Origin of the sequence: uncultured Pontibacter sp., assembly GCF_947499215.1 — a bacterium.
Lineage (GTDB): Bacteria > Bacteroidota > Bacteroidia > Cytophagales > Hymenobacteraceae > Pontibacter.
The window spans coordinates 1,393,986-1,418,506 of sequence record NZ_CANMNI010000001.1 but is presented as its reverse complement, the minus strand read 5'-3'; the positions used below and the strand labels follow the sequence as shown (position 1 = coordinate 1,418,506).

Genomic DNA, 24,521 nt, shown 5'->3' with positions numbered 1-24,521 from the left:
GGCAAAGGACGTAGGGCGAAAGCGCTTTCGTTTTTGGTATAAATGAAAAGCCCCGGCTAATTGGTCGGGGCTTTTCGCTTTGTCAGACTTGTCTGTTTCACTATAGCTGCTGTTGCTGATGCTCTTTGTTATACCTATACCTAACGAAGGCACAAGTTCTATTCCTTTACCTGCTCCAATAGTCGCTCTATCCAAAAAATCAGGAACAGGGCAACCAAGTTGACGCCGATGAATTTCTGGCCGAGGTCGGTGCCGATACTGAAGTGAAAGGAGGAGAGGGCCAGCCTGAACTTGAAGATCCATCCTTCCACCATATCTACTCCAACACCAACACGCAGACCCGCCACATACTGGAAGCCATAGGCGCCGAAGGAGAAGTACAGCACCTGCAGCGACTGGTTGATGAGCGAGAGGATAAGTCCCCGCCTCTGGTTGCGGAACAGCATGCGTCCGCACAGGAGGGAGAAGATGTAAAGTCCGCCTGCAAACAAACCTATCCGCAAGGCAGTCTGGTCTACCACCATATCGCCGCTGAACATCACCCAAACGGTGAGAGCTATACCTAAAATACCCCCGATGATCTGGTAAAGTGCAATTGCCCTTACTTGGTTCCTGATTTGATTATTCAAGCTGAATTGATTATTGATTATTCTCTATCAGAAGCATGCTGTGCCTGATGCGGCAAGTTAGCAAAATTAAAGCGGAGAGGCTGCTCTCTGTTAGAAGCGATATCAAATAGAAAATCCCCAGTGAACGATAAGCTTGCTGGGGATTGCTGTGTTTATTGAATCGCATAAGCTTTCACACTCGCCTGCTCCATGAATGCTAGCGCTGCCTGAGCCAAGTCCTCTTGCCGGGCCACTGTCACGTTCACCAGTCTGAAGGTTGCTTCGCCTTTCAGCATGCGCCAACGCCAGTCCCACTGCTCGATGGTTTGGTGCTCGCCATTGTCCATCCACCAGGCGGTGTAGAGTTTCTCGTTGCCTTTCTCCAGTTCACCGAAATAGATGGTGTGATTGCCCGCCTTGCCCTGCTGCACTTGCTTGAATTTGTAACCACTCCCTTCCCAGCAAATGAGGGGATGGTGCTCGGTGGAGTAAAAGGCCTGTACCGGTTTGGCGTATACCAGCGTTTGTTCATTACTGTATTTTGTCACCCCGTTAGGCATCAGTTGGTTTTCGAAACCAGCCAGTTGTGGTGCAGCTGCCACGGCTCTTGGTTTATTATCCCCTTTTATACCTGCGCCTGTCCCGACAAGCATTAACAGCAACAGGTAGTTCAGGAGCAGAGAGCCCCGTAGGCTGACTGTTTGCTGTGCCACACTTGGTTCAATGGCTTTCCCAAAACGGCGGTGCAGGTATTGCGCCGCAACGTAAAAGGGAACCAGTGCGTAGAGTGCAAGGCATAATAAGCCCAGCACGTCGTGCATCGGATTATCGGGGAGCACCTTGAACCAGACGAGCAGCAGGATACGCAGTAGGTTCGAGAACAGATTGAGCAGCAGCATGAAACCCATGAGCGACCCGAATAGCCAAAGCGGCCAAACCAGCTGCCTTGTGTGCTGCAGCCGTGCCAGCAGAAACACGGCTAAAATAAAGGTGAGCGACAGCATGGAAAGACCCGCGCAGGCCGGGTCCACGGCGAACTCCTCCCCATTCACCAGTATCAGGTTACCGGCAGCCTCGGCTCCTGTTCCCATGGCCTGCAGCGCCTCAACCGCCCATGTGGTCAGTTGCATGCGCAGGGGAAAGCTGATTATGTTGGCTATGTAATGGAAGATAGGGGAGGCCACCAGCAGGAGTAGTAAAGGGTAGAGCGAAATGCGGCCATACAGCAGTTGCGCCCCACACCAAATGGTCAGCAAAAAACCAAAGAAATAAAAGGTGCTGTTTTGCAGACTGGAGGCTAGTATCACCAGAACAGTGCCAATGGTCAACAGCCAAGGCGAAAGTGATCTCCCGGCCCGGCCTTGGGCGACCAGCGGCACCAACACAAGGGCAAGTAACCACTGGCCGTCCCAGAGCAGGTAGTCTCTGAGGTAGAATCCTCCTATGGCAAGGTAAAAACCCAGCACGCCCAGTATCAAGAGCTGGTCAGATCGTAAAGCTGTTACTCTCATTGCAGGAAATAGGGCTTAAGTGTTACAAAGGCTATCGCTAGAAGGGCGATAATAATCAAAGCCCATTCTTCCGGCTCCGGCACGGCGCCCGAGGCGTTCATGCTGGCATTCCCGAGGCTGTCCTTGCTTTTCTGTATGTCGAAGCGCTCATAATCTTTTTGTGTTTCCAGCACGATCAGGCTAGAAATAGGGCTCACGATATTGGCCTGTGCCGCTTCCGCTATCAGCTCGTCTTCTATGTCGCCTTGGCAGAAGTAGCGGGGGCCGATCTGCTGTAGGATGTGGTTGTAGGCAAAGAGCCGCATGAGGTGGTCGGGAGCGCTGCCGCTCGTGCTATTCGCTGTTTTGGCTATACCTATACCTGAGGCACCCAGCCGCACAACATCCTTTTCGGGAGTAGCCTTGATAAACTGCTGCTGTTGAAGCAGATCGGCCAACTGATTCGCATCCCCCTGCATCGTGGCAATTACTTGGAGCTCCTTCAGGCCTCTGAGGTATGGTGATAGCTGCTCTCCCAAGGTATAGACTCTGACAGGACCTTGGAGCGGCATCTTTTCGGTCATCTCCTCCGCAAAACCGGTGTTCTTTAGATCACTCAGGTTGGGTGAGGTGCCGTTGCTCTTGCTAATAACGAGTGCCTTGTCAGGGGCTTTTACTTTGTGCAGCGGGAACAGGGAGTACTGCTGCTGTGTCAGCTGACTGAATACTTGTGCCCTGTTCTCCACCGTCAGCTTTTGCATTCGGTCCTGCCACACGTATACCTGCCTGTCTTTCACCAGCTCCCATACCTGTTCAAACTCTTTGATAGACCAGCTGGCGTTAATGTCGAGGTATACCTGCGTAGGTATAAAAGTCTCGAGTTGCTGTGGCAGCTCCTGCAGTTGGTAGCCGCTACCGCCAAAGGCAAAACTTTCGCTTGCCAGTTTAGAGGCCGGCAGGCGCAGACTCCAGTCCTGTTGGTAGCTGCTCTGGCGTTTGTACTCACCGTGTTTCGTCTCCTTATACCCTTCTGGGAGTGATAGCGGAACCGCTTCGCCTTCGACATAGATCACGGATGTTTCGGTGGCGCCAGCAGCGGAGGGGCCTGTGAAGTAGACATTGTCATACACCAGCTCCTGACCATCCTGCCGCAGAGGGGAGGTCACACCGATCTTGAACTGTCTGTTCTCGTCAGGCGTACAGGGGAATATCCGAACAGAGACCCGGTTTCCCTCCTGCCAGTGTATAACCGATGGGTCCCGACGCTCTCTGCCTACAATCGTGTTATAAGCCGTCTGCGCTTTGCCTTTGGTAGTGAGGTAACCTTTCTCCTCACGGCCCTCTATCCACAGCGAGAGGGACGATACCACGCTCCCCTCAGGCAGAAAGAAGGTATAGATTGCCTCCTGCTGGTTCCAGCTGTTTGGCATACTATTGTGGATGTTGAGCACCTTCTCGGTATAGGCGAGACGGTAAGCGGGGTACAGTCTCACCTGCGACACCACACTGACGGTGCTCAGGTTATTGCCGGACCAAAGCCGCTGCTCTGCCTGATATCTTGCGTCGTACATACTTTCCAGAATTTTAATTTTCTCCTGCCGATCCACATTCGGCCTGCCTAGCAAAAAGAGTGAGAGAATCACGAGCGGATCGTGCCGTTTGATTTCGCTGAAGCTGCCTTCCGGCAACTCCCACATGCTGAACTCCTCTGACGGGGCTTGGTAGACAAGGTCAGTCTTCATGATCCGCTCCGTGATGTAGTCGGCGGACAATTGCTGGCTCAGGCCTACCCAGCGTGGCAGGGTGTCGTTCTCTTTTATGACTTCTTCGTTCGTTAGGAAATTAATTTGCTGGTTTCGCTGATGCCACTGCACCAAAAAGAAAACAGCAAAAAGTATCGGGAAAGCCGCTCCCGCAAAAAAGCTCCGGCCATACTGCTGGTCAGCGGCGATGGCTTTTTTTACTCCGAAAGCCAAGCTCAGCACCACCCACAGCGGCACGAAAGTGTGCAGCGAAAGGCCCAGCACGAACGAGAGCATGAAACTGGGTGCATAGAGCGGGAACAGGTATAGGGCATAGTATACCCAAAGCACAGCGCCTATACCCAGCACAAAGAGTAGTATTTGGTTGAGGAGGCGCGGCAGGCGAGCATTGTAACTGTAGGTCACCAGTGCTGTACAGAAAAGGCAAACAAGTGCCTCCAGCCACGGAACAGAGTCCTGAAAAATACTCATCTGGCGGTTGAGCGAGTAGCAGCTAATGATGGCAAGTACCAGCAGAGGATAGAGGTGTTCCAGATTCTGAAAAGGTTTTTTGAGGGAGAAACCCTTATCAACGAGCAGTAAGACAAAGTATAGAACTGCCAGTCCGTAGTTGGCCATAAAGATACCAAAAGGTGCTCCGTCATGTGCAGCAATGCCCCACTCCGGCAGCATGAAAAGCAAAAAAGAAAAGAGCGTCAGTCCGGTGCCTACGTGCAGCAGGGAAAGATCTTTTTGTATAAGTTTTTCAGTGAGAGTTTTTGTGTTCATAAAGTGCTTTGAATTTCAAAGTGAAAAGACAAAAATTAAGCCTGCAAGTACATCCTTTCTAGTTTTCATAATGTACTTGCAGGCCAACCGCTTACTTGAAACTAAACAACAGCGGAAAAAGGAAAATAACGATTACTGCCCAGAGGCTGTAAACAGGCAGAAAATGGGCTATTGATCGCCCAACTATGGCTGTATCAGACTTCTTTGTGAGTGATTTGAGAAGGTGTACGGTTATGAAGAGCAGGTTTAGTAGCATGAGTAAATTGCCACCCAGCACAGCCAGCCTGTTTGGTGTTATGCCCCATTCTGCTATCCTGAACACAATAGCTGACAGCGCGATGCCATTGACAATGACAGTTACCGCGGATAACAGAAAGAGCACGCCGGTGGCTGTCGTACTTTGCCTCGTCTTGGAGCTTTCCGCCACCGAGAAGAAGATGATGGCCATCACCCCGATCAGCAGCAAATTGAAAATGATCAGGAACTCCCGGTCGTTGTAAGGGTCTTTGCCGGAATAGATAATGGCTCCGAGATAAATAACCAGCATAATGAGAACCAGCGGGCTGAATATGCTTGCTATCACCGGGGAGACTTTACTCACCAACTGCGGATTGGTCTGCGTCAGGTATGTGCCGACAATGGGTGAGGCCGCCAGTCCGAAAACAGCGACGTACTCAAAGTAGAACTGCTCGATCTGGAATCCGATCAGCGAGAACAACCCAATCGTTAGTCCGGTCATGATGCCGCCGGCAATCAGGATAAGTGTGGTCATGACAATCAGGTCACCGTTATACCTTAAGTACTCGAGCCGTCTGCCATAGTCCGAAAGGTTGTTGCCCACAAAGGCAGTGCCCAGCAGCACCCACAACAGCAATGGCAAATGAATACAGGCCAGTATCAAGGTGTCGCTCGTGGTGGAGACAGGCAGGGCGTTGATGTAGATGAGCGAGAATAGCATTAAAGCACCGACTGCCGCCATAAGCTTTGGCTGTAGGTTGTTTTTCCAAGCAAAGTAGGCCGTCAGGAGGGGCAGAAAGATGAAGCCGATATTTCTGGGGTAGAAGAAATCTTCGTCCACAGGAAAAACAGCGGGGATTTTGGCGATAAGACCGGCGACGAGTGCAGCGATTACCACCAACAGCAATTCCCTAGTGCTACCCCAGTTAATGTCTTCCGTTTCGTAACGCAGCCTTTCGTTCCAAAAATCGGCAAGCGTGTTACCCTTGAGCTCCGGATAGAGGCTGCTGAACTCCCGTTTAAAAGGTCCCTTGTTGCTGCGGTACAGCCTCTCGAGCTGCCCCGGATCGTTTATACCTGAAAGTATTTCATTTTTCATGCTGGTTTATTTTATCTGTAGAAAGTATACCTCTGATTTTCAATTCGCTGATGCTTGAATCAGCTTCTCATCATTGTAAATGCCTACAACTTGTCAATCATGTCCCCCAGATCACTCACACCTAATGTAAACATGATCAGCACAATCCCTAGGGTCACCTTTATAATTACCGGAATGACAAAACCAGTTTTCTTCATGAGGTAGGTATTGGCCAGAGGAAAGTAGATTAATGATAGCATGAGGTAGGCGATTCCCGGGACAGGGTGCACCAAGAGTAGATTCAAGATGCCGACTGTGAACACAATTGTGCCGAATATCCAACCGCTGACACTCCAGACATTAAGCCTGTTATTTATTTCTGCTTCGCTTTGCATGGCTCTGTTTTCTAGCTGCCTGCAAATGGAGTCCCGAAGATGCCGACTGCCAGTTCTGCCCAGATGAGGAAGAGTAGTAAGAGGAGAACAGCGATGAAGCCTATCCGATAGTCCATCTTTTTCACTTTCCTGATCACTAGTTCGCATAGGAGGCCGGTGCTGAGCAGCAGGACGCCCATAATCACAAAATCGAACAGATCCCAGTCCACTTCATTTGTGAACTGCATCGCTATCAGCGGAATGGATAAGATAAATGCTACAGTGAGCAATATGCCGGTAAGTCTTTTGTTTTGCGTTATCATGATCTCTGTTTTTTAGATTGACGATTTATTTATGTTTCTGGATTTCAGTTGATTAAAAGGAATTCACCATAAGTTCTATTTTATCGAATAATTCACCCACACCCATTGCCGCCCAGATAATAAAAAGGGCCAAGAGAATTTTAAATAGTCCTAGTCTGGGGATTGAGAAGCCGGTCATTTTTTTGAGAATGGCATTTACCGGTAGAAAATAAAAGAAAGAGAGCAGAAGTATAAAAATCCCGAAACCGGGATCGTTTCCCCAGAACGTATTCACGATTCCGATCGCAAAAGCCACTGCTCCAAACAGCCAACTGATTATGGTCAAAGCAGTAGACCCGTCGTTTACCGCTGTTTCCCCCTGAAATTCCCTTTTGTGTTCCATATTAGATCTGTTTTAGTTGATAGCGTTTTTGATTAAAGTACTTTGTGTTTCAAAGTGAATAGCTAAAAAAAATTTAGTCGTCTTTCCTGTTGTCCAAAATCAACTGTTCAAGGGCATCCAAGTGATCGGTAAAGGCTTTGCGTCCTTCATCGGTGGCATGGTACGTGGTGTTCGGTTTTCGGCCTACAAACTGCTTCTCTACCCGCAGGTACTGCGCCTCCTCCAGTGCACGCAGGTGACTGGCGAGGTTTCCGTCCGTCAGCTGCAGGGTTTCTTTCAAAGTATTAAAGTCGACTCTTTCCTCCACCATCAGTACAGACATGATCCCGAGCCGGGCTCTGCTTTCAAAAGCCTTGTTTATATTTTCCAGATACGCTCTCACGCGGGCTACCTTTCATACTTGTAATACATGAGTGTGCCGTACACAATGTGCAACACACCAAAACCGATCGCCCAAGAGAGCAGACCATAACCAATGAAGACAGAGGCGAACAAGCCAAGTATGATCTCACTTATACCTAAGTAGCGTATGTCGCTAAGCGTATATTTGCTTCCATTCACAAGCGCTAAACCGTAAAATATGAGCATGGCAGGAGCTACTAGGTATACAATGCCATGATACAGGAGCACCGCACAGAAAAAGCCTCCCACTGCCAGCGGTATAGCCAAGTTAATGAGCAGCCGTTGCGATTTGCTGTCCCACATGCGATGCCCGTTTTTATTGGCCTTGCGGTAAGTGAAGTAGAGTGCCGAGCCTATAGCCAGCACAAAAACCAAAGCCGCCACCGTGAATAGGAAAACAATCGTGTTCCAGTTCAAGCTGACAGTATAAGTATCCCGGTACAGAATGTTGTGCTCGCTCAAGTGCCATTTAACCAAAGCAGCGCCTGCCAGCGCAAAAAGCCCGGCGAATACGCCTGACAGACCGCTCAGCGAAATAAAGCGGGAGGAGCGATCCATGATGTTGCGGATCTCATGCAGAGTGGCGAGTTGGTCTTGCTGCTGGTTCATGTTAAAGTACTTTGTGTTTCAAAGTTAATAATGCTTTACGCAAATGCAAGCAACAAGATGAAATTTTATCTGCTTTTATTTTTTAAGGCTGGATTAGTGTTAAAAGATTCCTGCGTCTTGCCAATATTAGCTAGTGTGGTTTTCCAGCAGTCCGTGGAAAATGAGATTGGCCAAACCCTCATAAACCGCTGACGGGGTATAGGTAAGGTCCTGCATTAATTCCGGTGGAACTTGGCGTATAAACTCCGGGTCGAGTATTTTCTCCAGCGCGCTGGCATAGAGCAGCACCGCCAACGATAAATTAGCGTCTTTGCGAATATAGCCTTTGCGCTTACCCTCTTCCAGCAGGGTCCTGAAGCGCTTAAAAGCCGCTTCGGAGCGGTAGGTTTGCAGTAGTTGCCAACTAGACGGAACATGTTTCCTGATATCGGCCAGCAGCTGTCCGTTAATGGGGGCGAAACGTTGCCCAACAGTATAAAACACCTGCTCAGCCTTTCGGACGAAGTCAGCCTCTTCCTGTTGCAGCAAGCGCTCTACTTCTTGCTGTAGTTTCTCCAAGTAGTTTTTGATGACCGCGTGCAGCAGTTCTTCTTTTCCTCTGAAGTACTGGTACAGGGTTTTTTTGCTCATGCCCAATTGGCGAGCCAAGTCTGCCATCAGCACTTTGCTGTAGCCATGGTTAAAAAACTGCTTCTGAGCCTCCTGTAGAATAAGGGCTTTGGGGGTGGTTGGTGTCTCCATGAAATCTAATACCTTGTCTATCCGGTGCCATAACCGTGGTGCCTAACAGCCCGGTACCGGGGAACCTGTATACGACAAAAAAACCTCCTGCAGTCAGAAAAAAATCGGACTGTGACAGGAGGTTCATTATAAAAGAAGGGCATTCACAGAGGTGGGTTACCTCTATGCAGCCTCAATTGTCTGAGCTAAAGCAGACTACGCGAGTTTGACATTTACAGCATTCAAGCCCTTAGGGCCTTTCTCAACCTCGAAAGTCACGCGGTCATTTTCTTTGATCTTGTTCACCAAACCATTCTGGTGCACGAACACACGCTCTTGGGTAACGTGGTCCTGTATAAAGCCATAGCCTTTCGAGTCGTTGAAAAACGAAACCGTTCCTTTTCTGATCAAATCAGCCGGATCTGGTTCAGCCTGCTTGGCAACACCAATCTGGATGTCCTCCTGCTTGATGGCTTTTTTCTTCTTAGTAGGATCTGGCGGCGTGTCAGTGATGTTTCCATCCTCGTCCACATAGGCAAACATTTCTTCTATGTCTTTGCCTTTATCGGAGTTGGCCTTACGCTCTTCCTTCTTCTGCTCTTTGTCTTGTCTCTTCTTTAACTTCTTCTTCTCTTTTTCTTTTTTACTGAAGGTTTCTTGTGATCTACCCATATATGCTTTAAAATGATCTTATATTTTCTGGATGTTAGTATGCAGGGGGCCTAGTACCTGAACAGGAAGTTGGTGCCATTGCGGATCCACTTTTCAAAGAAAGTGTTGTCGTTGTATTCGCCCGTTACGAGCTCAAAATCAGGCTGGTCTTTATTGGAACGGGAGTCCATAAACTCAGGCAGGGAATCTTGATTGTTTGGTGTCCAATCCTGTCCTTTTTGCAGGGCTACACAGATGTACTCGCGGGTGGTAGTGTCTACCAGGTATTTTCTATTCATCTTGAGGAGGGTTGAGGTGAAACATTGCCACTGGGGCTTTTACTTGTAACGGGGGAGTACTGCCTTCTCATGTGTTGAATGAAAAAAAGCCTCACCCGCAGGCAAGGCTTTAATGAGATGGCTTATATGTGAAAACTAAGCACGCTTAACGTTAACCGCGTTTAGTCCCTTTCTTCCTTCTTGCAGGTCAAAAGTCACTTTGTCGTTTTCTTGGATCTCATGCACCAAGCCAGTCACGTGTACAAAGTACTCCTGATCTGTACTGTCTTCTTTGATAAACCCGAACCCTTTCAGGTCATTAAAGAATTTTACTGTTCCGTTATTCATTCTGTGATTTTTAATTATATACTAACTACATAGTAGAGAGCATATAGGTTCATTTATTTTTTTACAATGTACGATAAAAATTTTACAATTCCGATATTATCTTTAGATTGTCCCTAATTTTGGTCATAGAGTGAAGTCGGTTGGCCACCACCAAAGTACCAAAACTCCGCCCAGCAACACGATGCCAAACAGCAGTGCGATTTTAGCAAGCAGGCCTTTGTTGCCGAGAAAGCCCACTAAGGCTCCTTTGAAGGCGATATTGGAAAGAGCGGCCACCAAAATAACGCGCCAACCAGAGTCAGAAGGTAGGCTGCCCACGCTCATCAGCCGGGAAGTAGAAAGCGTGATGGCATCTACATCCGTTAAGCCGGAAATAACTGCCACTATGTAAAGGCCGCTTTCTCCGAAGTAGTCCCTTGCGGCGGCCGTGCCCAGTAGAATCAGTCCGTAGAGTGCACCAAACACCAGCGCAGCTTTCAGTTGTGCAGGGTTTTCCTGCTCAGGCATATGGTCGCTTTCCTCTTTGTTTGTGAAATAGGCCACCAGCCCGGTTACGCACATAAGCGCCACGACTGCCAGCAGTGGGGGAGCCACCTGCGGGATTGTGCTTGGTGCCACAATCAGGATCTCGGCGAGGATGCGTAGAAAAGCCACTGTAGACGCGATGAAGATGACAATGGCGGCCAGCTGGCTGCTGCCTTTGGATGATTTGGTACGGCGGGCATAGCTGACCGTGGTAGCCGTACTGGATATAAGTCCGCCGAGCACACCGCCCAAGAAGGTGCCGGCTTTGCTGCCGAATATTTTATAAATGAAATAGCCGAGTAGCCCGATACCTACGATCAATACCACCATCAGCCAGATGTTGTGCGGGTTTAGGACTTCGTAAGGGCCATAGGTCCTGTCTGGTAGCACTGGAAGGATGACGAGCGAGATGACCACAAACTGCATGATGGCGGTCAGGTCCTGCTGCCCAATGCGCGCCACGATTCGGTGCAGCGTCTCTTTGAGGTGCAGCAGCACCGCTACCGTGGCTCCCAAGGCCACGGCCACTGTCGTATTTCCCAGCACCAAATAAGCGCCCAATGCATACATGAGCAGCGCCGCAGCTTCCGTGGTCTGCCCCACATCAGGCTGCTGTTCCTGCCTTTTCAGCAAATTGGCCGCTACTACAATCGCTGCTGTGGCTAGCATGCCCGCGCCTATTATCCAGCCTCCGAAGTCCTGTGCTAGCAGGGCTGCTATGCTTCCAAATAACGTGATCAGGGGGAAGGTGCGGATACCGGCAATCTTGGCATTGGTATGCTGCCGCTGCAGGCCTACCAGCAGGCCAAGGCCCAGTGAAATGGCGAGTGTCTGGAAGAGGTCCTGTTCCATGCGGATGGGTATGTTCTGCTGAAGGTGTTCCGCTAAGATAAGCCCTAAAACACAAAAGTATAGCTGTTAGGCTATACTTTTGTGTGAATCTAGATATAAGAGTGTTGTCGCGCCGCTACTGGGCAGTCTCCTGAAGCAGGGTGCTGCTGATGCGCTTGAGTTCGGTTTCTGCGGCTTTTGCCTGATACTGTATGTCAATCAAACGGTTTTCAGCCACAAGCTGGTTTCGCTGCGCTTCCCGTAGCTCAATGGCTGTTAACAGACCGAGTCGATAACGCTCCAACGCGATCTCAGCATTCTCCTGAGCCAGTGTAAGATTTGTTTCTTCAAGCTCCAGTAGCTGCAGGCGGTTAGCATACTGGCTATAGGCTCTGGCCAGAGCGGCTTCTAAGCGGTTTTGTTCTCGCTGATATTCCAAGTCCGCTGATGCTAGGTTGATGCGGGCATTCTGAGCCAGCCTGTTGATGTTAAAACCGTTAAAAATAGGTAGGCTAACGGTGAGGCCGTAGTTATACCCCCGGTTTTGGTTAAACAAAGGAGAGAATTCGTTAAGGGGCTCATTCTCTGACCTGCTGAAATTATAGGCGCTCGTTACTCCTATCACAGGAAAGCGGCTAGCGCGTACGGCCTTTATGTCTAAGTTTGCGATTTCTCGGCTAACCCGCAGGCGTTGCAGGAGTGGGTTGTCAGCGAACATGCCTGTGTCTGCATTCCCATAGGTAATGTTGGGGTTGACTACAATAGAGTCTGTCACCGTAAAGTCAATATCCGGGTCTCTGCTAAGCAGTTGGTTCAGATTGATTTTCGCATTTTGCAGTGCCTCCTGCTGGATGAGCAACTCAGAGCGGTCCGCATTGTAATCTACTTGGGCACGTAAAATCTCAACCTTGGCACTAACGCCAACCTCATACTGCGCCTGCGCTATTTCTACACGCGCTTCAGATATACCTATGGCGTCTTGTATCGCCTGTATTTTCTTTGACTGACGCACCACCTCAAAATAGTTGTCGAATATGGCCGCCATAGTATTCTGGACTGTTTCACGGGTGAGCAGTTTTCCGGTTTTTTCCAAGGCTTTCAGGCGTTCATAGTTAATGAACATGCCCATTCCATCGAAAATGGTCCAGTTCAGGTTTACGCTTGAGTTGATGTTATTGGAACTGGCACCGTCACGCGTACGGTCAGGTCCTGACTGAAACGACTGTCTGGAATTGTTCTCACTAAAGGTACGGGCCCCTCTCGCCTCAATGTTAGGCAAAAAGCCGGCATTGCCGAGTGTAACGTTATTCTTTGTGATGGCCTCTTGCCTGCCCGCAATTTGGATATCGTAGTTGTTTTGCAGACCTATGCGAATAGCCTCTTCTAAAGATAATTTCTCCTGTGCTGCGAGTTTGGTAGGGAAGAGCAGCGCTACTCCGATAAGGAGTAGCGCTGCGGCTTTTAGTGGGGACATTATGTTATAATGCAAAGTTCTAAATCTTAGCTTCAAGGTTAGATTTTAAATTTTACTTGCTGTAAGCGGGCTCTCTCTCCTGCGTATGCACTTTCTCTTGTTTCTCCTCCTTTTCTTCCATCATGGCTACATTTGCCTCAGCAGAGGAGAAGAAAGAATAAACGGCAGGGATGATATACAAAGTCAGGCCAGTTGCAAAGATAAGACCGCCTACCACGGCTATACCCATGGACGTACGGCTTTCTGAACCGGCTCCTAGGGCCAGCGCAATTGGCAGTGTACCCAATATGGTTGATAAACTCGTCATCAGAATAGGGCGGAAGCGGGATACGGCGGCTTCTTTGGCAGCCTCCAGTTTGCTAAGCCCCTGTTCTTTTTTCTGATTGGCGAATTCCACGAGCAGGATACCGTTCTTGGTAACCAGACCTACCAGCATGATCATACCGATTTGGCTAAAGATGTTAAGCGTTTGGTCAAAGTACCACAAACTCAACAGGGCGCCGGCGAGTGCGAGCGGTACCGTAAACATGATGATGATTGGGTCTCTAAAGCTTTCGAACTGGGCTGCCAAAGCTAGGTATATGAGTCCCAAAGCTAGCAGGAAAGCGAACATCAAACTGCCGGAGCTCTCTTGGAAATCCCTTGACTGGCCGGTCAGCGATGTCTGGAATGTCTCATCCAACACATCTTTCGCGATGACGTCCATGGCCTCTATACCATCGCCTATGGTATTGCCTTTAGTAAGTGTTGCGCTAAAGGTGGCGGATGCAAAGCGGTTAAAACGGTAGATCTGTGGAGAGGAGCTTTCCTCTTTCAGTTCAATCAGGTTGTCAAGTTGGATGAGCTGACCGCTGTTGTTCTTCACATAGAGGCTACGCAAATCAAGGGGTTCGCTGCGGTTTTCACGTGCCACTTGCCCTAGGATTTGATACTGCTTTCCGCCTCTTACAAAGTATCCAAAACGCTGTCCGCTAAGGCCCAGCTGCATGGTCTGGGCTACGTCACGCACACTCACACCCATCGATACGGCTTTTTCACGGTCAATTTCGACACGCAGCTCAGGCTTGTTGAATTTCAGGTTCACATCCACGAAGTTGAAGGTGGGATCCTGACGGGCCGCTTCCAAGAAAGGAGGGATGATCTCACGCAGTTTGGCCATGCTCTGCGCCTGCACCACATACTGTACGGGTTGTCCGGCACCACGTCCACCACCCAAGCCTTTGTCTCCGGAGGCAAAAGCCCTTGCCCCTGGTACTTGGTTGAGTAATCGCGGCAGGTCATCCACAATCTCCTGCTGTGATTTATCGCGTTTATCCTTTTCTACCAAACGCAGACGAATGAAACCGGAGTTAGAGTTTCGAGTCATGGTGGTCATGCTGTTGATGCCACTGACAGAGTCATTCACCAATGCGGAGAGCTCACTCATGTACCGGTCCATAAACTCGAAGGAGGCTCCCTCTGGACCTGTTGTCTGTATACGCAGACCGCCCCTGTCTTCATCCGGCGTTAACTCAGACTGCAGCGTTGAGAACTGCCACCAGATAACTCCCGCGGACAAGAAAATGAGAACGAACGCAACCCAGCGGAAACGCATGAAGCTTTCGAGGCTTCCTCTGTATCCATCTGTTAGCGCGGTGAAGAATGGCTCTGTTTTTCTGTAAAACCAGTTTGGTCTGTCCCGGTGCTTCAGCATGCGGGAAGCCATCATGGGGGTAAGTGTCAGGGATACGAAGGATGAGATAATCACCGCTCCTGCTACCACAATACCAAATTCACGGAAAAGGCGACCTGTCGTATCTTCGAGGAAGGCAACTGGCATAAATACGGCTGCCAAGGCGATGGTAGTGGAAATGATGGCAAAGTATATTTCTGAGGCTCCCTTTTTGGCGGCTTTCATAGGCTCCTGCCCATCCTCTATGCGGGAGTATATGTTCTCAAGCATTACAATGGCATCATCCACCACCAGACCAATGGCAAGCACGATACCGAGAAGCGTCAGTACGTTAATGGAGAAATCCATCACATACATAATAAAGAAGGCGCCGATCAACGATACAGGGATTGCTACCACCGGAATAATGGTGGAGCGCCAGTCACGCAGGAACAGGAATATAATAACTACTACGAGGCCGAAGGCTACGAAAATGGTCTCTTTTACTTCAGCGATGGAGGCTCTTACATACTGGGAGTTGTCAAAACCGATGGTAAGCTCCAAGTCTTCTGGAATGTCTTTTTTAATGTGCTCCAGACGGGCGTAGAACTCATCCGCAATCTCGACTTGGTTTGTGCCTGGCTGTGGTATAATCACGACGCCGACCATCGGTATGCCGTTATAGCGGAGTACGGTCTTCTCGTTTTCCGGGGCCAGTTGGGCATAGCCTATGTCACGGAAACGGATAAGTCGGTTTGCGTCTTCCCTTACAACGAGGTTGTTAAATTCTTCGGGCGTGGAAATGCGGCCCATGGTTCTTACAGAGAGCTCTGTCGTGGCACCCTCAATGCTACCGGAAGGAAGCTCCACGTTTTGTCTGGCCAGCGCATCACGCACCTCAAGCGGCGTAACCCGCAGCGCGGATAATTTATCCGGGTCCATCCAGAGGCGCATAGAGTAGCGCTTGTCACCCCAGATCTGGATAGAGCTTACGCCGGGTATGGTTTGGAGCTGCTCCTTAAACACGTTGGCGCCAATGTCGGACAAATCCAACAGGGAGCGGGTTTCGCTTCTTATACCTAGGAAAATTATGGGGTTTGCATCAGCGTCTGCCTTAGAAACAGTGGGAGGCTCCGCATCTTCGGGAAGTCTCCGCTGCGCTCTGGATACGCGGTCACGCACATCGTTGGCGGCGGCTTCAAGGTCGACATCAAGGGTAAACTCCACCGTAATGTTACTGCTGCCCTCGCTGCTCGACGAGGTAAGTGTACGTATACCGGCTATACCGTTAATAGACTCTTCGAGCGGTTCCGTGATCTCAGACTCTATCGTTTCAGCGTTGGCCCCGGCGTAACTTGTGGATACGTTTACGATCGGCGGGTCAACGCTCGGGTATTCTCGAACTCCCAAGTAGGTGATGCCTATGACCCCGAATACGATAATCGTAATACTCATCACGATCGCGAGCACCGGGCGTCTTATACTTATATTTGATAAACTAGCCATATAAACTTATACTAAATAGACCAATAGACCGAACAATTCCCTCCCTTTTAGCTGGCAAAGGGACTTGTTTGGGTGCTACTGCGATACTTCAGACGTTGTAACTCTTCTGATACTCAAATCAGAACCGGGGCGTGCCTGCAATATACCTGAGCTGATAATCGTATCGCCGGGTTCAACTCCTTCTATAATCTGAATCATAGTTTCGGAGCGCTGTCCTATCTTCACCATTTTAGGCTGTGCTTTACCGCCTTTCGCCAAGAAAATCTTGTGGCCCGTAGCCTCCGGTATGATAGACTCTGTTGGGATAAGTATCGCCTCGTCCATATCCTCTAGGCTGAGCTCTACTCTCACGAAAGCGCCCGGCTTTATCTCTTGGTTGCTGTTGGCATACATAGCACGCAGCTGCAGGGTGCGGGTTGTGGGGTCTATGTTCGGTTGGATGGCATAGATAGAGGCCTCATACCTTTCTGCAGTACCTTCAGATGTAAAATGAATCTTGTCACCCACTTTTACGGACTGGCTGTACCTTCCGGGGATGGTAAAGTCTATCTTAACGGGCGTGATATCTACTATACGGGCAACAGGAGAGGTAGGAGTCACATAGCTCCCTTCGCTTACCTGTCGCAATCCGATGATGCCGTCGAAAGGGGCGCGTACATAGGCTTTGTCCAATGTGGCCCTTAATGCCTGAATGTCAGCGGTCGCGGTAGCGAGTTGGTTGCTCACTTGATCGTACTCCTGTCGGCTGATATAGTCTTTCTCAAGCAGGGTGCGCTGGCGCTCTTCCATATCGCGGTACAGCTTCTGGTTAGACTGCAGTTTTGCAAGTTGGGCGCGTAAGTCGGCGTCATTAACTGTCATAAGCAACTGTCCTTTCTTTACTTGGCTGCCTTCCTTGAAGTTGATAGCCGTCACACGGCCAGAAATCTCGCTTCGCAGTTCTACATCCTCGTTAGGTATAACGGAGCCAGTTGACGTAATCCTATTCTGGAAAGCAGTGGCAGATACAACAAATACGTCTACCGCTACTTTCTGGGCCATTGGTCCGCCAGCAGGGCCAGCTGCTTTTACTTCATCATTGCCAGTAAACACCTTATTATACAGCAGGTAACTAACAGCGGCGGCTACCACCAAGAGAAGGATTGTTTTAACAGTTTTATTCATTTATGTTTAAACTTCAATTAAGATAATTTAATCTCAAAGTTATAAATTCCAGCATGCTCCAAGAAGATTTAAAATGGAGAAGATCGCTTAAATTTACGAGCTTACTTCTGCATAAGGAAACTTTCGGGAGGCTTACTCTACCAATAGGTACTTCAGTAAGACAAACAACAGCTTTAGAGGTTTAAAACAGGTTAAAATAAAATCAACAAACGCATGAGCGACAGCAAGAAGAATTTTTTTGAGGACGTGTATGAGGTGGTAAAGCTGATTCCGGAGGGGCGAGTAACTTCCTACGGGGCCATTGCCAGCTACCTCGGCTCTAAGGGCTCTGCGCGCATGGTGGGTTGGGCGCTGATCGCCTCACAGCCTTTCACCAACATACCGGCGCACCGAGTGGTGAACCGGGTGGGTATGCTCACGGGCAAGCAGCACTTCGAAGCATCTAACGCCATGCAGGAGCGATTGAAGCAGGAGGGGGTAAAGGTTGAAAACGACCAAGTGGTAGATTTTGATAAGCAGTTTTGGGATCCGGCGAAGGAACTGATGTGAGCAACTTATCTGGTTAGGATTATCGGCCAGCTGTCACTGGGTACGGATTGGTTGTTAACCGTTATTTGCTCTATTGCCTGAGTTCTTGGGCAGCACTCTGATGGACCGGAGTTGGAGATGGCGAAATTGAGCGCATCGGTCTGATCTAATGCCGTGATATAGTACGCCGTTACTTCCGGGTTGATAGCCACTACCACTTGGTCTGTCTCAAACCGGATTTGAGCAGGCTGCTTCGTGCCGTTCTGCATATAGTATACCTCTACATCGCCCTGCTCAAGCGTAGCGTTATTGCCAAACAGCAGGTCTTCCCCTGTTTCCGCCGATTTTATGGTAAAGGCAAAAGCATCTTCTGAGAGACAGTCTATTCCTTCGCACTCGTCATTACAGGCAAACAAAAAGGGTAGGAGCAGGAGGAGTAAAAGATTAAGCTTTTTCATGTAGAGGTTAGTTTTTTGCTTTTGCGTTTGATTCAACTAGTTTCAGATAGGCAATTGCCTCTTTTGAGAACTGCATAGGTTTAGCCTTGTCTTTTTTAGCAGCTTTGTTGTAAAGATAAATGAACTGGAAAGGATTGTCGATGTTGGCGACGAGCTTCTTTTTCAGGCCGTTGCGTTCTATTACATCGGCCATGTAGAAGCCAGGGATGTGTCCGCTCATGCCAATCACCTGCTGTTTCAGCTCTTTGCTGCTGTAGGTTTTGGTGCCTGCCGCCATCTCGCGTATGGCTTCGTCCACCTTCGGGAGCTGCTGTTCGCCGAGCTGCAGCATGTAACCCCCGAAACGCATATCCTCGGGCACGCTTTCCGCCATTGTATAGCGCTTGTCAATCAGGTCGGGTGGACCTTCGTTCAACAGGAGTTGTAGCATCATCAGCAGGCTTTCATCTTTCTCCGCCACTGCATACTTCTTCTGTTTGCTAACAATGTGGTGTAGCTCATGCCCACCCAATATACCGTACTTCTCTCTGTCATACACATATGTTCCCCAAAGGGTCAGCACCAAGTTCCCTTGGTTGGCCACGGCATCGTTGCCCAGCGCGTTGAAGTACAGCGTAGCTTCCGGTTTGGTGCGGTGCATGCGTTTTGGCAGCATGGAATAAGTCTCCTTATAGAGCGAAGCAAGGTAAGCTTCCCGGTCATCGAGTATCTTTTGCAGGTACTCCCGCAACTGCGGTTCGTTGGCTTTGTAGAAGTGAATCAGGTAGGTGTTGTAGTGTTGTCGCGGGTCCTTCAGGCGCTCTTGCAGAAGGCTGTCGTACTGTGGCATGTACACCACTTCCAAGTCTTTCCGGAAGCGGTTGAGGTACTTCTCCGAATAGGCTTGGTTCTGTATGTACTGGCTGTTGCCTTCCAGACTGAGGAAGCTTTTCCATAGCTCGTCGCTAACGGGCCTGCCTTGGCGGAGGCTGTCGGTCAGTTCGAAGTAGCGGGTCGCTGCTGTGGCGTCTATCGTTTGTGCCTGTAGGAAATGGGCGAAGATGAGGGAGATAAGAAGGGTAAAGAGTGTTTTCATGTGAGGATTAAGGTTAGGGTATTGTTCAGCTAATCTAAATGATCTTAGTTATGAGAAATGCTAGTTGAAGTGACCAAGCAAGAAAAACAGTCTTCATATAATTCTCCGGATTAACTTTCTCAAAATCTATAATACCAGCTAGAGGAGATTGATTTCCTTTTTCTAAAGACATTACTTGTCCTTTTGCCTTAATTGAGCCTTTCCATAGGGCGTAAAGTATTAGCCATATTGCCCCAATAAGATAAGGGTTTATCATGATTATAAATGTTTCCCAGACGAAATCAGTTAAAAGAAATGCTTTATTTGAAGATGTATAATGAATCAAAGCCAATAAGGCATTAGCTATTGGTATGATCCAGAAGAAGAACATCTTATAGCTTAAGCTAGCATACACTTTGTATAAGGTGTTCGTAATGTAGTTATTCAAAAATGTAATCACTCAAAATTGTCCCAATATGAGGCTTTGTCTTCATTAACGGACTCGTACAAATGAAGGGCTAGGCCATCGGCCGAGGCTGACGTTTGCACAATGTCATGTGTGGTTATTTTTTCAATTATTACAAAATGTCAAAGAAGATTTGAAATACTATGAAGTTGCTAACTAGGTCTCAGGGTTGTTGTTATTGATTATATTTAACATCAAAGCTTCCTTCTTTAAGTTCAAGGACTTCATCTGTTTCAGGATTTATGACATTCCCGCTAAAGGTTCCTTTGATGCGACGCTCCTCTTTATTAATTGAGGTTATAATAACCTCGATATCTTTTTTTTCATACCGTGTAAGGCCTACGTAATTATTATATGCATGATTTTTCAATGTCCTAAGCTGGACTTGGGCATAACTTTGGGGATTATTCATGTCGTATTCAACATGATATGGGAGAGTTAAATTTTCTATGTCAATCCCCCCAAATGAAAGGTGAATAAAATCTCCGGAAGACTGTTGTTCTACTAATAAATTTCTTTCTAATCTGGAAAGTGTTAGTTGAGGGAAATCTCCGATTAGCTTATATCTATTATAGCCTTCTTTATCAATTTTCGCATTTGGGTAGCAATCTTTTACAGGTTGATAAGCAAAAGACTTTTGGGAATTGTTTATAGTAACATTAATATAGCCATTCGTGTAAGAATCAACCGGCTTGGCTTCCTCCATATCACAGCTGACAAGTAAATGGAGACAAAGTAATAAGTAAAAGAGATTGTAAATTTTCATAGTTTGATCTTTAAACTTATTTATCATTTAATTTAGCACAACGGACTTGGCCATAAGGCGGCGTAGCTGGCTTATGGGTGTGGTTAGCATTCGAGCTTTTACTCAAGTCCTGATTCTTTTAAAATATTTTCAGTTGACCTTCTTTCTTCTTCAAGCTCGTCTTTCTCTTCTTGGGTCAATTCGTAATATGGGTTGCCTATTATTTCTGCCCGAATCATTTTTGCAGCTTCTTCGCTTTGCTGGTCTGTCACTCCCCAACGTTGGAATACCAAAGGAATGGATTTAATGTAGCATTCTACATAGGCTTCCAATGGGTTTTCAGAGTCCACAATTGTTTGATATGGAAACCACAATCCACAGTTAATTGAATTTGCTTTTGCCTTAAAAGGTCCCATTTTAACTTCTAAGGTTTCTTGTGTAGAGGTTGTAGTTACTTGAAGGTGTAAAAACTTATCTGGATAGCTTTCTAACAATCCGAGTGGTTTCATGATACATTGTTTCATTACCTGCCTGATGAACTTTTCAATCCTGTAAGAGAAATCAAAGCTGTAATCAGGTTCATTATACCAAGAACCAATTGTTAATTCCATTTTAGATTCTATAATTTGCTTACATGCTAACTACCTCGAAAGAGTGATCATACGGCTATTAGTACTATATACGAAGTGCTGCTATAGCAAATTTCAGCCTTTTCGCTTCCAAATAACATAGCAATGCACTAATATATAGATAATTCTAATATATCTTGTGTCTCTAAAAAGAAAAAGGCACACCTTAATGGAAATGCCTTTCACCACGCTTATGAAACCCTGTCGACAAGTGATTCTGAGACCAGTCCACTAACAGGTATAGCCCTCCGAAGACTGTACAAGGTATAGCAGCTGCGCTTTGGACGGCAGGTATAGCCGCTCGTCTAAAACCGCTTGCTGCCTAATGACTTGAAACACAGAAAGCGTACCTTTGTAAGATGGAAGCAAAAATAGATGCAGAGCGGGAACTGGAGGTAAGGACGTGGAGTTTGCCTGACCTCCGGAACATCACCCAGAACAGACTGGTGTTGCACCTGCTCTTCTGGGCGGGGTATGTCTGCTTTTTCGGCTTGCTGTACGGCAGCTACATCGACGACTACTACAACGCCTTCATGATCGAGCTCATCGAGCTGCCCTTCAAGATGACGCTGGTGTACTTCAACATGTACTTCCTCATGCCGCAGTACCTCCTGCAGAAGCGCTATCTGGAGTTTGCCATATACCTGCTCCTGATGATGATGGCCATTGGTACGCTCATGCAGTTTGTGCTCATGCCTTTGCTGATCCACCCGCTCATTTGCCCTACTACCTGTACCGAAGACAACCTGACACTGTATCGCTTTGTGCGAAACATTTTAAATCTGGGTTATCTGGTGTCCATCACAGCGGCTATCTACCTGCTCAAAAACTGGTATAGCCATCAGCAGTCTACGCAGTCGCTGGCCCAAGACAAGCTTGAGGCAGAGCTGAAATTCCTCAAAGGGCAGATCCATCCGCATTTCCTTTTCAATACACTCAACAGCCTTTACTCGCTCACACTCCGCAAGGCCGAAAAAGCGCCTGAGGTGGTGTTAAAACTGTCGGGGCTGATGGACTACATGCTCTACGACGCAGCCGCCGCCAAGGTGGCTCTCGAAAAGGAGCTGAACTACATACAGAACTACATCGCGCTGGAGCGCATCCGCTACGGCGATCGCGTGGATATTACCTACAATGCCACAGGCGACATAACCGGCAAGCAGATAGCGCCCATGATGTTGCTGCCTTTCGTGGAGAATGCATTTAAGCACGGCGTGAGTACCGAAACAGAGAATGCTTGGATCAGGGTGGATGTGAAGGTGCAAGGCGAGAAGTTGGTAGTACTAGTCGAGAACTGCAAGTGTGGCGAACAGGCAAGCGCCAGTAACCGCGACTTTGCTTCTGGCATCGGGCTGAAAAATGTGCAGCGCCGCCTCGAGTTGCTCTACGAAGGGAGGTATAGCCTAGAGGTAGAAGACGAGCCGGAGAGCTATGCCGTGCGACTGGAATTAGAATTGGGTCAAGACTAAAAAGTGATAAGATGAAATTACGATGCATGATTGTGGATGACGAGCCACTGGCTCTGGACGTACTGGAGACCTTTGTTGAGCGCCTCGACAACTTGGAACTAGTGTGCCGTTGCAGCAATGCCGTGGAGGCCTATACCTGCTTGCAGTCCGAGCACATCGATCTTATCTTTCTGGACATACAGATGCCTAAGCTCACAGGTATAGAGTTTCTCAAAACGATCCCTAACCCGCCAAAGGTCATCTTTACCACCGCCTACCGCGACTACGCCGTCGACAGCTATGAGCTGAACGCGGTGGACTATCTGCTAAAGCCTATTTCGTTTGAGCGTTTCCTCAAAGCCGTGGCCAAAGTAATGCCCAGCGAATCCAAGCCTGTTTTACCTTACACTGCCGCAATCACAACCTCAGAGCCGGACTACAAAGAGGCCTTCATCTACCTGAAGGCTGATAAGAAGATGGTGAAGGTGATGCTGTCGGACATCCTCTACATCGAAAGCCTGAAAGACTATATTCGGGTGAAAACCGACACAAAGGAGATCATCTCCTACCAGAAAATCTCTTTCCTAGAGGAGAAGCTGCCCACCGACAAGTTCCTGCGCATTCACCGCTCTTTCATCATCTCCCTCGACAAGGTACAGGCCTTCTCCGCCACTGCCGTAGACATCGGCAAAACCGAAATCCCGATCGGCCGCCTCTACAAAAACGAGGTGCTGCAGGTGCTGGGACAGAACAACCTTTTAGAATCGTAGTTTCTAGGAAGTAGTTTCTAGGAATGAGTAATGAATAATGAAGAATAAGTAATTGGGATAGGATGTGAAGTGAATAGACAAGAGCATTTAATCTGATTTATTATTTTAACTTGAGTGGCAGGTTTAAGGTATAAGTCCCTAGAGTGTATATACCTTCTTCCCTGATTATTCATTACTCACTATTCATTCACATAAGTGGAAATCTCTAAAAAGAAGCAGTTTTACCCGATTGCTGATTGCTTGCGGGCTTACTTGCACGAGTATGATCGTGAGACCAAGCTGCCGGTGCGGTATGAAGACCTGATCCATTATACCGACGCATTCCCTTACTACGATAAAAAGGGACACGACACGCTCTGGGAGACAATCATGTTTGACCAGCAAGCGCAGGCGGAACTGAATAAGGGGCTCACCGAGATCTACGCTTTACTCAAAACAGACGGGGACATGTCAGTAATGGAGCACCTGTACGTGTCGCGGGTCGATTACTGTACCTTCGGCAACTCCAATCCTTTCCGGGTGCAGATCATGAACCAGCTCAACGACAACTACGACTACTTTTATGTGAAGCGGGCCGATGCCTCGCGCATCTACGGGCTGGAACTGGAGTATATTCTGTCGCCAAACCGCATTAACTATCTCGTGGATGGCGATACGCTGATAGAGGAGCACATCGCCGGTATACCCGGCGACATTTTTATAAAAGACTACCTCAACAGACCGAGCACGAACAAGGTGCGCATTGCAAAGGAGTTTGTGAAGTTTAACGAGCGCTGTTTTGTGCGGCTGCTCGGCGATATGCGCTCCTATAACTATGTGATCGACATCACGCCGGACTTTGAGGACGAGCAGTACAGGGTGCGGCCCATCGACTTCGATCAGCAGTCTTATGAAGGGCGCAAATCGATGTACCTGCCGCAGTTCTTCAAAGACAACAACGTGATCGTGGAACTGGTAATCAACCTACTCAAGCCCGAAACCGTGAAGCAGTACCAGAACGAGGAGCGCACCCTCATCTTCCGGCGCCTGCGCACGGCCCGCTACCGCCTTAAAGACCTGATCGATTGCATGCGCAAGGATACCATTTCTACTCCTGAAAAGATCGAGCAACTGAAGAAAGATCTGGCCCAGCACCATAAATCCGATGCTTTTCTGTCCTGCACCAATATGGGCGACTTGGTTAGGCTCAACCTCAAAACGATAATGAAGAAAGCGAAGATCAAGTAGAGGCTATACCTGCC

The 24,521-nt window shown here is 48.4% G+C and carries 26 protein-coding genes; 4 read left to right on the top strand and 22 right to left on the bottom strand.

All coding sequences use genetic code 11. The features are described from left to right. Positions 1 to 158: 158 nt before the first annotated feature. From Q1A04_RS06250 to Q1A04_RS06170, 17 genes are all read right to left on the bottom strand, one after another. Complete coding sequence (locus tag Q1A04_RS06250) at positions 159 to 629, bottom strand: hypothetical protein (protein ID WP_299702685.1); 471 nt, start codon at positions 627 to 629, stop codon at positions 159 to 161. A gap of 152 nt (positions 630 to 781) precedes the next feature. Then, positions 782 to 2,119 carry an exosortase N gene (gene xrtN, locus Q1A04_RS06245; RefSeq protein WP_299702682.1) on the bottom strand — a complete coding sequence of 446 codons (1,338 nt, stop codon included), beginning with the start codon at positions 2,117 to 2,119 and terminating at the stop codon, positions 782 to 784. After that, positions 2,116 to 4,629 carry an XrtN system VIT domain-containing protein gene (locus Q1A04_RS06240; protein ID WP_299702680.1) on the bottom strand — a complete coding sequence of 838 codons (2,514 nt, stop codon included), beginning with the start codon at positions 4,627 to 4,629 and terminating at the stop codon, positions 2,116 to 2,118. The genes xrtN and Q1A04_RS06240 overlap by 4 nt, the downstream gene beginning before the upstream one ends. Before the next feature lie 91 nt (positions 4,630 to 4,720). Then, the gene (locus Q1A04_RS06235) at positions 4,721 to 5,965 is read right to left on the bottom strand and encodes a hypothetical protein (protein ID WP_299702677.1); all 1,245 of its coding nucleotides are present in this window, start codon (positions 5,963 to 5,965) and stop codon (positions 4,721 to 4,723) included. An 83-nt stretch (positions 5,966 to 6,048) separates the two neighbouring features. Continuing rightward, a complete protein-coding gene (locus Q1A04_RS06230; RefSeq protein WP_299702674.1) occupies positions 6,049 to 6,339 on the bottom strand; it encodes a hypothetical protein in 291 nt (96 codons plus the stop codon). An 11-nt stretch (positions 6,340 to 6,350) separates the two neighbouring features. Then, complete coding sequence (locus tag Q1A04_RS06225) at positions 6,351 to 6,641, bottom strand: hypothetical protein (protein WP_299702671.1); 291 nt, start codon at positions 6,639 to 6,641, stop codon at positions 6,351 to 6,353. 52 nt (positions 6,642 to 6,693) lie between these two features. Further along, on the bottom strand, positions 6,694 to 7,023 hold the full coding sequence (locus Q1A04_RS06220) for a hypothetical protein (protein WP_299702668.1): 330 nt from the start codon (positions 7,021 to 7,023) through the stop codon (positions 6,694 to 6,696). Positions 7,024 to 7,096: 73 nt separating this feature from the next. Next, positions 7,097 to 7,345 carry a transcriptional regulator gene (locus Q1A04_RS06215; RefSeq protein ID WP_366943802.1) on the bottom strand — a complete coding sequence of 83 codons (249 nt, stop codon included), beginning with the start codon at positions 7,343 to 7,345 and terminating at the stop codon, positions 7,097 to 7,099. A 65-nt stretch (positions 7,346 to 7,410) separates the two neighbouring features. Continuing rightward, positions 7,411 to 8,034, bottom strand: a complete 624-nt coding sequence (locus Q1A04_RS06210) for a hypothetical protein (protein WP_299702662.1) — start codon at positions 8,032 to 8,034, stop codon at positions 7,411 to 7,413. 126 nt (positions 8,035 to 8,160) lie between these two features. Beyond that, positions 8,161 to 8,775 (bottom strand): TetR/AcrR family transcriptional regulator, encoded by a 615-nt coding sequence (locus Q1A04_RS06205; RefSeq protein WP_299702659.1) that lies wholly within the window; start codon positions 8,773 to 8,775, stop codon positions 8,161 to 8,163. Between the two features lie 195 nt (positions 8,776 to 8,970). Next, positions 8,971 to 9,426, bottom strand: a complete 456-nt coding sequence (locus Q1A04_RS06200; RefSeq protein WP_299702656.1) for a cold-shock protein — start codon at positions 9,424 to 9,426, stop codon at positions 8,971 to 8,973. Between the two features lie 50 nt (positions 9,427 to 9,476). Further along, a complete protein-coding gene (locus tag Q1A04_RS06195) occupies positions 9,477 to 9,704 on the bottom strand; it encodes a hypothetical protein (RefSeq protein WP_299702653.1) in 228 nt (75 codons plus the stop codon). Between the two features lie 135 nt (positions 9,705 to 9,839). Beyond that, positions 9,840 to 10,031, bottom strand: coding sequence for a cold-shock protein (locus Q1A04_RS06190; RefSeq protein WP_299702650.1), 192 nt, complete (start codon positions 10,029 to 10,031; stop codon positions 9,840 to 9,842). 123 nt (positions 10,032 to 10,154) lie between these two features. After that, positions 10,155 to 11,408, bottom strand: a complete 1,254-nt coding sequence (locus Q1A04_RS06185) for an MgtC/SapB family protein (RefSeq protein ID WP_299702647.1) — start codon at positions 11,406 to 11,408, stop codon at positions 10,155 to 10,157. A gap of 115 nt (positions 11,409 to 11,523) precedes the next feature. Continuing rightward, on the bottom strand, positions 11,524 to 12,861 hold the full coding sequence (locus Q1A04_RS06180) for a TolC family protein (protein ID WP_299702644.1): 1,338 nt from the start codon (positions 12,859 to 12,861) through the stop codon (positions 11,524 to 11,526). 52 nt (positions 12,862 to 12,913) lie between these two features. After that, the gene (locus tag Q1A04_RS06175) at positions 12,914 to 16,018 is read right to left on the bottom strand and encodes an efflux RND transporter permease subunit (RefSeq protein WP_299702641.1); all 3,105 of its coding nucleotides are present in this window, start codon (positions 16,016 to 16,018) and stop codon (positions 12,914 to 12,916) included. Between the two features lie 75 nt (positions 16,019 to 16,093). Further along, a complete protein-coding gene (locus tag Q1A04_RS06170; protein ID WP_299702638.1) occupies positions 16,094 to 17,182 on the bottom strand; it encodes an efflux RND transporter periplasmic adaptor subunit in 1,089 nt (362 codons plus the stop codon). Between the two features lie 213 nt (positions 17,183 to 17,395). On the opposite strand from Q1A04_RS06170, the gene Q1A04_RS06165 reads away from it, so the two are divergent. Then, positions 17,396 to 17,731 (top strand): MGMT family protein, encoded by a 336-nt coding sequence (locus Q1A04_RS06165; RefSeq protein WP_299702636.1) that lies wholly within the window; start codon positions 17,396 to 17,398, stop codon positions 17,729 to 17,731. A 5-nt stretch (positions 17,732 to 17,736) separates the two neighbouring features. Here the strand turns inward: Q1A04_RS06165 and Q1A04_RS06160 are convergent, their stop codons facing one another. The 5 genes from Q1A04_RS06160 to Q1A04_RS06140 all read right to left on the bottom strand — a co-directional run bounded on the left by Q1A04_RS06160 (position 17,737) and on the right by Q1A04_RS06140 (position 21,044). Next, positions 17,737 to 18,168, bottom strand: coding sequence for a hypothetical protein (locus Q1A04_RS06160; RefSeq protein ID WP_299702633.1), 432 nt, complete (start codon positions 18,166 to 18,168; stop codon positions 17,737 to 17,739). A 7-nt stretch (positions 18,169 to 18,175) separates the two neighbouring features. Then, positions 18,176 to 19,243 (bottom strand): DUF5700 domain-containing putative Zn-dependent protease, encoded by a 1,068-nt coding sequence (locus Q1A04_RS06155; RefSeq protein WP_299702630.1) that lies wholly within the window; start codon positions 19,241 to 19,243, stop codon positions 18,176 to 18,178. A 34-nt stretch (positions 19,244 to 19,277) separates the two neighbouring features. Continuing rightward, positions 19,278 to 19,613, bottom strand: a complete 336-nt coding sequence (locus tag Q1A04_RS06150) for a hypothetical protein (RefSeq protein ID WP_299702628.1) — start codon at positions 19,611 to 19,613, stop codon at positions 19,278 to 19,280. Positions 19,614 to 19,863: 250 nt separating this feature from the next. After that, positions 19,864 to 20,454, bottom strand: a complete 591-nt coding sequence (locus Q1A04_RS06145; protein ID WP_299702625.1) for a hypothetical protein — start codon at positions 20,452 to 20,454, stop codon at positions 19,864 to 19,866. 98 nt (positions 20,455 to 20,552) lie between these two features. Continuing rightward, complete coding sequence (locus tag Q1A04_RS06140) at positions 20,553 to 21,044, bottom strand: hypothetical protein (RefSeq protein WP_299702622.1); 492 nt, start codon at positions 21,042 to 21,044, stop codon at positions 20,553 to 20,555. A gap of 377 nt (positions 21,045 to 21,421) precedes the next feature. Here Q1A04_RS06140 and Q1A04_RS06135 point away from each other — a divergent pair, with 377 nt between their 5' ends. The 3 genes from Q1A04_RS06135 to Q1A04_RS06125 all read left to right on the top strand — a co-directional run bounded on the left by Q1A04_RS06135 (position 21,422) and on the right by Q1A04_RS06125 (position 24,507). Next, positions 21,422 to 22,531, top strand: a complete 1,110-nt coding sequence (locus tag Q1A04_RS06135; RefSeq protein WP_299702619.1) for a histidine kinase — start codon at positions 21,422 to 21,424, stop codon at positions 22,529 to 22,531. Between the two features lie 11 nt (positions 22,532 to 22,542). Beyond that, a complete protein-coding gene (locus tag Q1A04_RS06130) occupies positions 22,543 to 23,280 on the top strand; it encodes a LytTR family DNA-binding domain-containing protein (RefSeq protein ID WP_299702616.1) in 738 nt (245 codons plus the stop codon). A 195-nt stretch (positions 23,281 to 23,475) separates the two neighbouring features. Further along, entirely contained in the window at positions 23,476 to 24,507 is a 1,032-nt protein-coding gene (locus Q1A04_RS06125; RefSeq protein WP_299702613.1) for a hypothetical protein, read from the top strand. Positions 24,508 to 24,521 lie beyond the last annotated feature (14 nt).

What these genes read in the sequence shown, in the direction of transcription:
- Q1A04_RS06180 (WP_299702644.1), bottom strand. Translation starts at nt 12,861, where the DNA reads ATGTCCCCACTAAAAGCCGCAGCGCTACTCCTTATCGGAGTAGCGCTG.
- Q1A04_RS06220 (WP_299702668.1), bottom strand. Translation starts at nt 7,023, where the DNA reads ATGGAACACAAAAGGGAATTTCAGGGGGAAACAGCGGTAAACGACGGG.
- xrtN (WP_299702682.1), bottom strand. Translation starts at nt 2,119, where the DNA reads ATGAGAGTAACAGCTTTACGATCTGACCAGCTCTTGATACTGGGCGTG.
- Q1A04_RS06155 (WP_299702630.1), bottom strand. Translation starts at nt 19,243, where the DNA reads ATGAAAACACTCTTTACCCTTCTTATCTCCCTCATCTTCGCCCATTTC.
- Q1A04_RS06235 (WP_299702677.1), bottom strand. Translation starts at nt 5,965, where the DNA reads ATGAAAAATGAAATACTTTCAGGTATAAACGATCCGGGGCAGCTCGAG.
- Q1A04_RS06165 (WP_299702636.1), top strand. Translation starts at nt 17,396, where the DNA reads ATGAGCGACAGCAAGAAGAATTTTTTTGAGGACGTGTATGAGGTGGTA.
- Q1A04_RS06205 (WP_299702659.1), bottom strand. Translation starts at nt 8,775, where the DNA reads ATGGAGACACCAACCACCCCCAAAGCCCTTATTCTACAGGAGGCTCAG.
- Q1A04_RS06175 (WP_299702641.1), bottom strand. Translation starts at nt 16,018, where the DNA reads ATGGCTAGTTTATCAAATATAAGTATAAGACGCCCGGTGCTCGCGATC.
- Q1A04_RS06130 (WP_299702616.1), top strand. Translation starts at nt 22,543, where the DNA reads ATGAAATTACGATGCATGATTGTGGATGACGAGCCACTGGCTCTGGAC.
- Q1A04_RS06210 (WP_299702662.1), bottom strand. Translation starts at nt 8,034, where the DNA reads ATGAACCAGCAGCAAGACCAACTCGCCACTCTGCATGAGATCCGCAAC.
- Q1A04_RS06160 (WP_299702633.1), bottom strand. Translation starts at nt 18,168, where the DNA reads ATGAAAAAGCTTAATCTTTTACTCCTCCTGCTCCTACCCTTTTTGTTT.
- Q1A04_RS06145 (WP_299702625.1), bottom strand. Translation starts at nt 20,454, where the DNA reads ATGAAAATTTACAATCTCTTTTACTTATTACTTTGTCTCCATTTACTT.
- Q1A04_RS06150 (WP_299702628.1), bottom strand. Translation starts at nt 19,613, where the DNA reads ATGTTCTTCTTCTGGATCATACCAATAGCTAATGCCTTATTGGCTTTG.
- Q1A04_RS06195 (WP_299702653.1), bottom strand. Translation starts at nt 9,704, where the DNA reads ATGAATAGAAAATACCTGGTAGACACTACCACCCGCGAGTACATCTGT.
- Q1A04_RS06230 (WP_299702674.1), bottom strand. Translation starts at nt 6,339, where the DNA reads ATGCAAAGCGAAGCAGAAATAAATAACAGGCTTAATGTCTGGAGTGTC.
- Q1A04_RS06215 (WP_366943802.1), bottom strand. Translation starts at nt 7,345, where the DNA reads ATGTCTGTACTGATGGTGGAGGAAAGAGTCGACTTTAATACTTTGAAA.
- Q1A04_RS06200 (WP_299702656.1), bottom strand. Translation starts at nt 9,426, where the DNA reads ATGGGTAGATCACAAGAAACCTTCAGTAAAAAAGAAAAAGAGAAGAAG.
- Q1A04_RS06225 (WP_299702671.1), bottom strand. Translation starts at nt 6,641, where the DNA reads ATGATAACGCAAAACAAAAGACTTACCGGCATATTGCTCACTGTAGCA.
- Q1A04_RS06240 (WP_299702680.1), bottom strand. Translation starts at nt 4,629, where the DNA reads ATGAACACAAAAACTCTCACTGAAAAACTTATACAAAAAGATCTTTCC.
- Q1A04_RS06135 (WP_299702619.1), top strand. Translation starts at nt 21,422, where the DNA reads ATGGAAGCAAAAATAGATGCAGAGCGGGAACTGGAGGTAAGGACGTGG.
- Q1A04_RS06185 (WP_299702647.1), bottom strand. Translation starts at nt 11,408, where the DNA reads ATGGAACAGGACCTCTTCCAGACACTCGCCATTTCACTGGGCCTTGGC.
- Q1A04_RS06190 (WP_299702650.1), bottom strand. Translation starts at nt 10,031, where the DNA reads ATGAATAACGGAACAGTAAAATTCTTTAATGACCTGAAAGGGTTCGGG.
- Q1A04_RS06170 (WP_299702638.1), bottom strand. Translation starts at nt 17,182, where the DNA reads ATGAATAAAACTGTTAAAACAATCCTTCTCTTGGTGGTAGCCGCCGCT.
- Q1A04_RS06140 (WP_299702622.1), bottom strand. Translation starts at nt 21,044, where the DNA reads ATGGAATTAACAATTGGTTCTTGGTATAATGAACCTGATTACAGCTTT.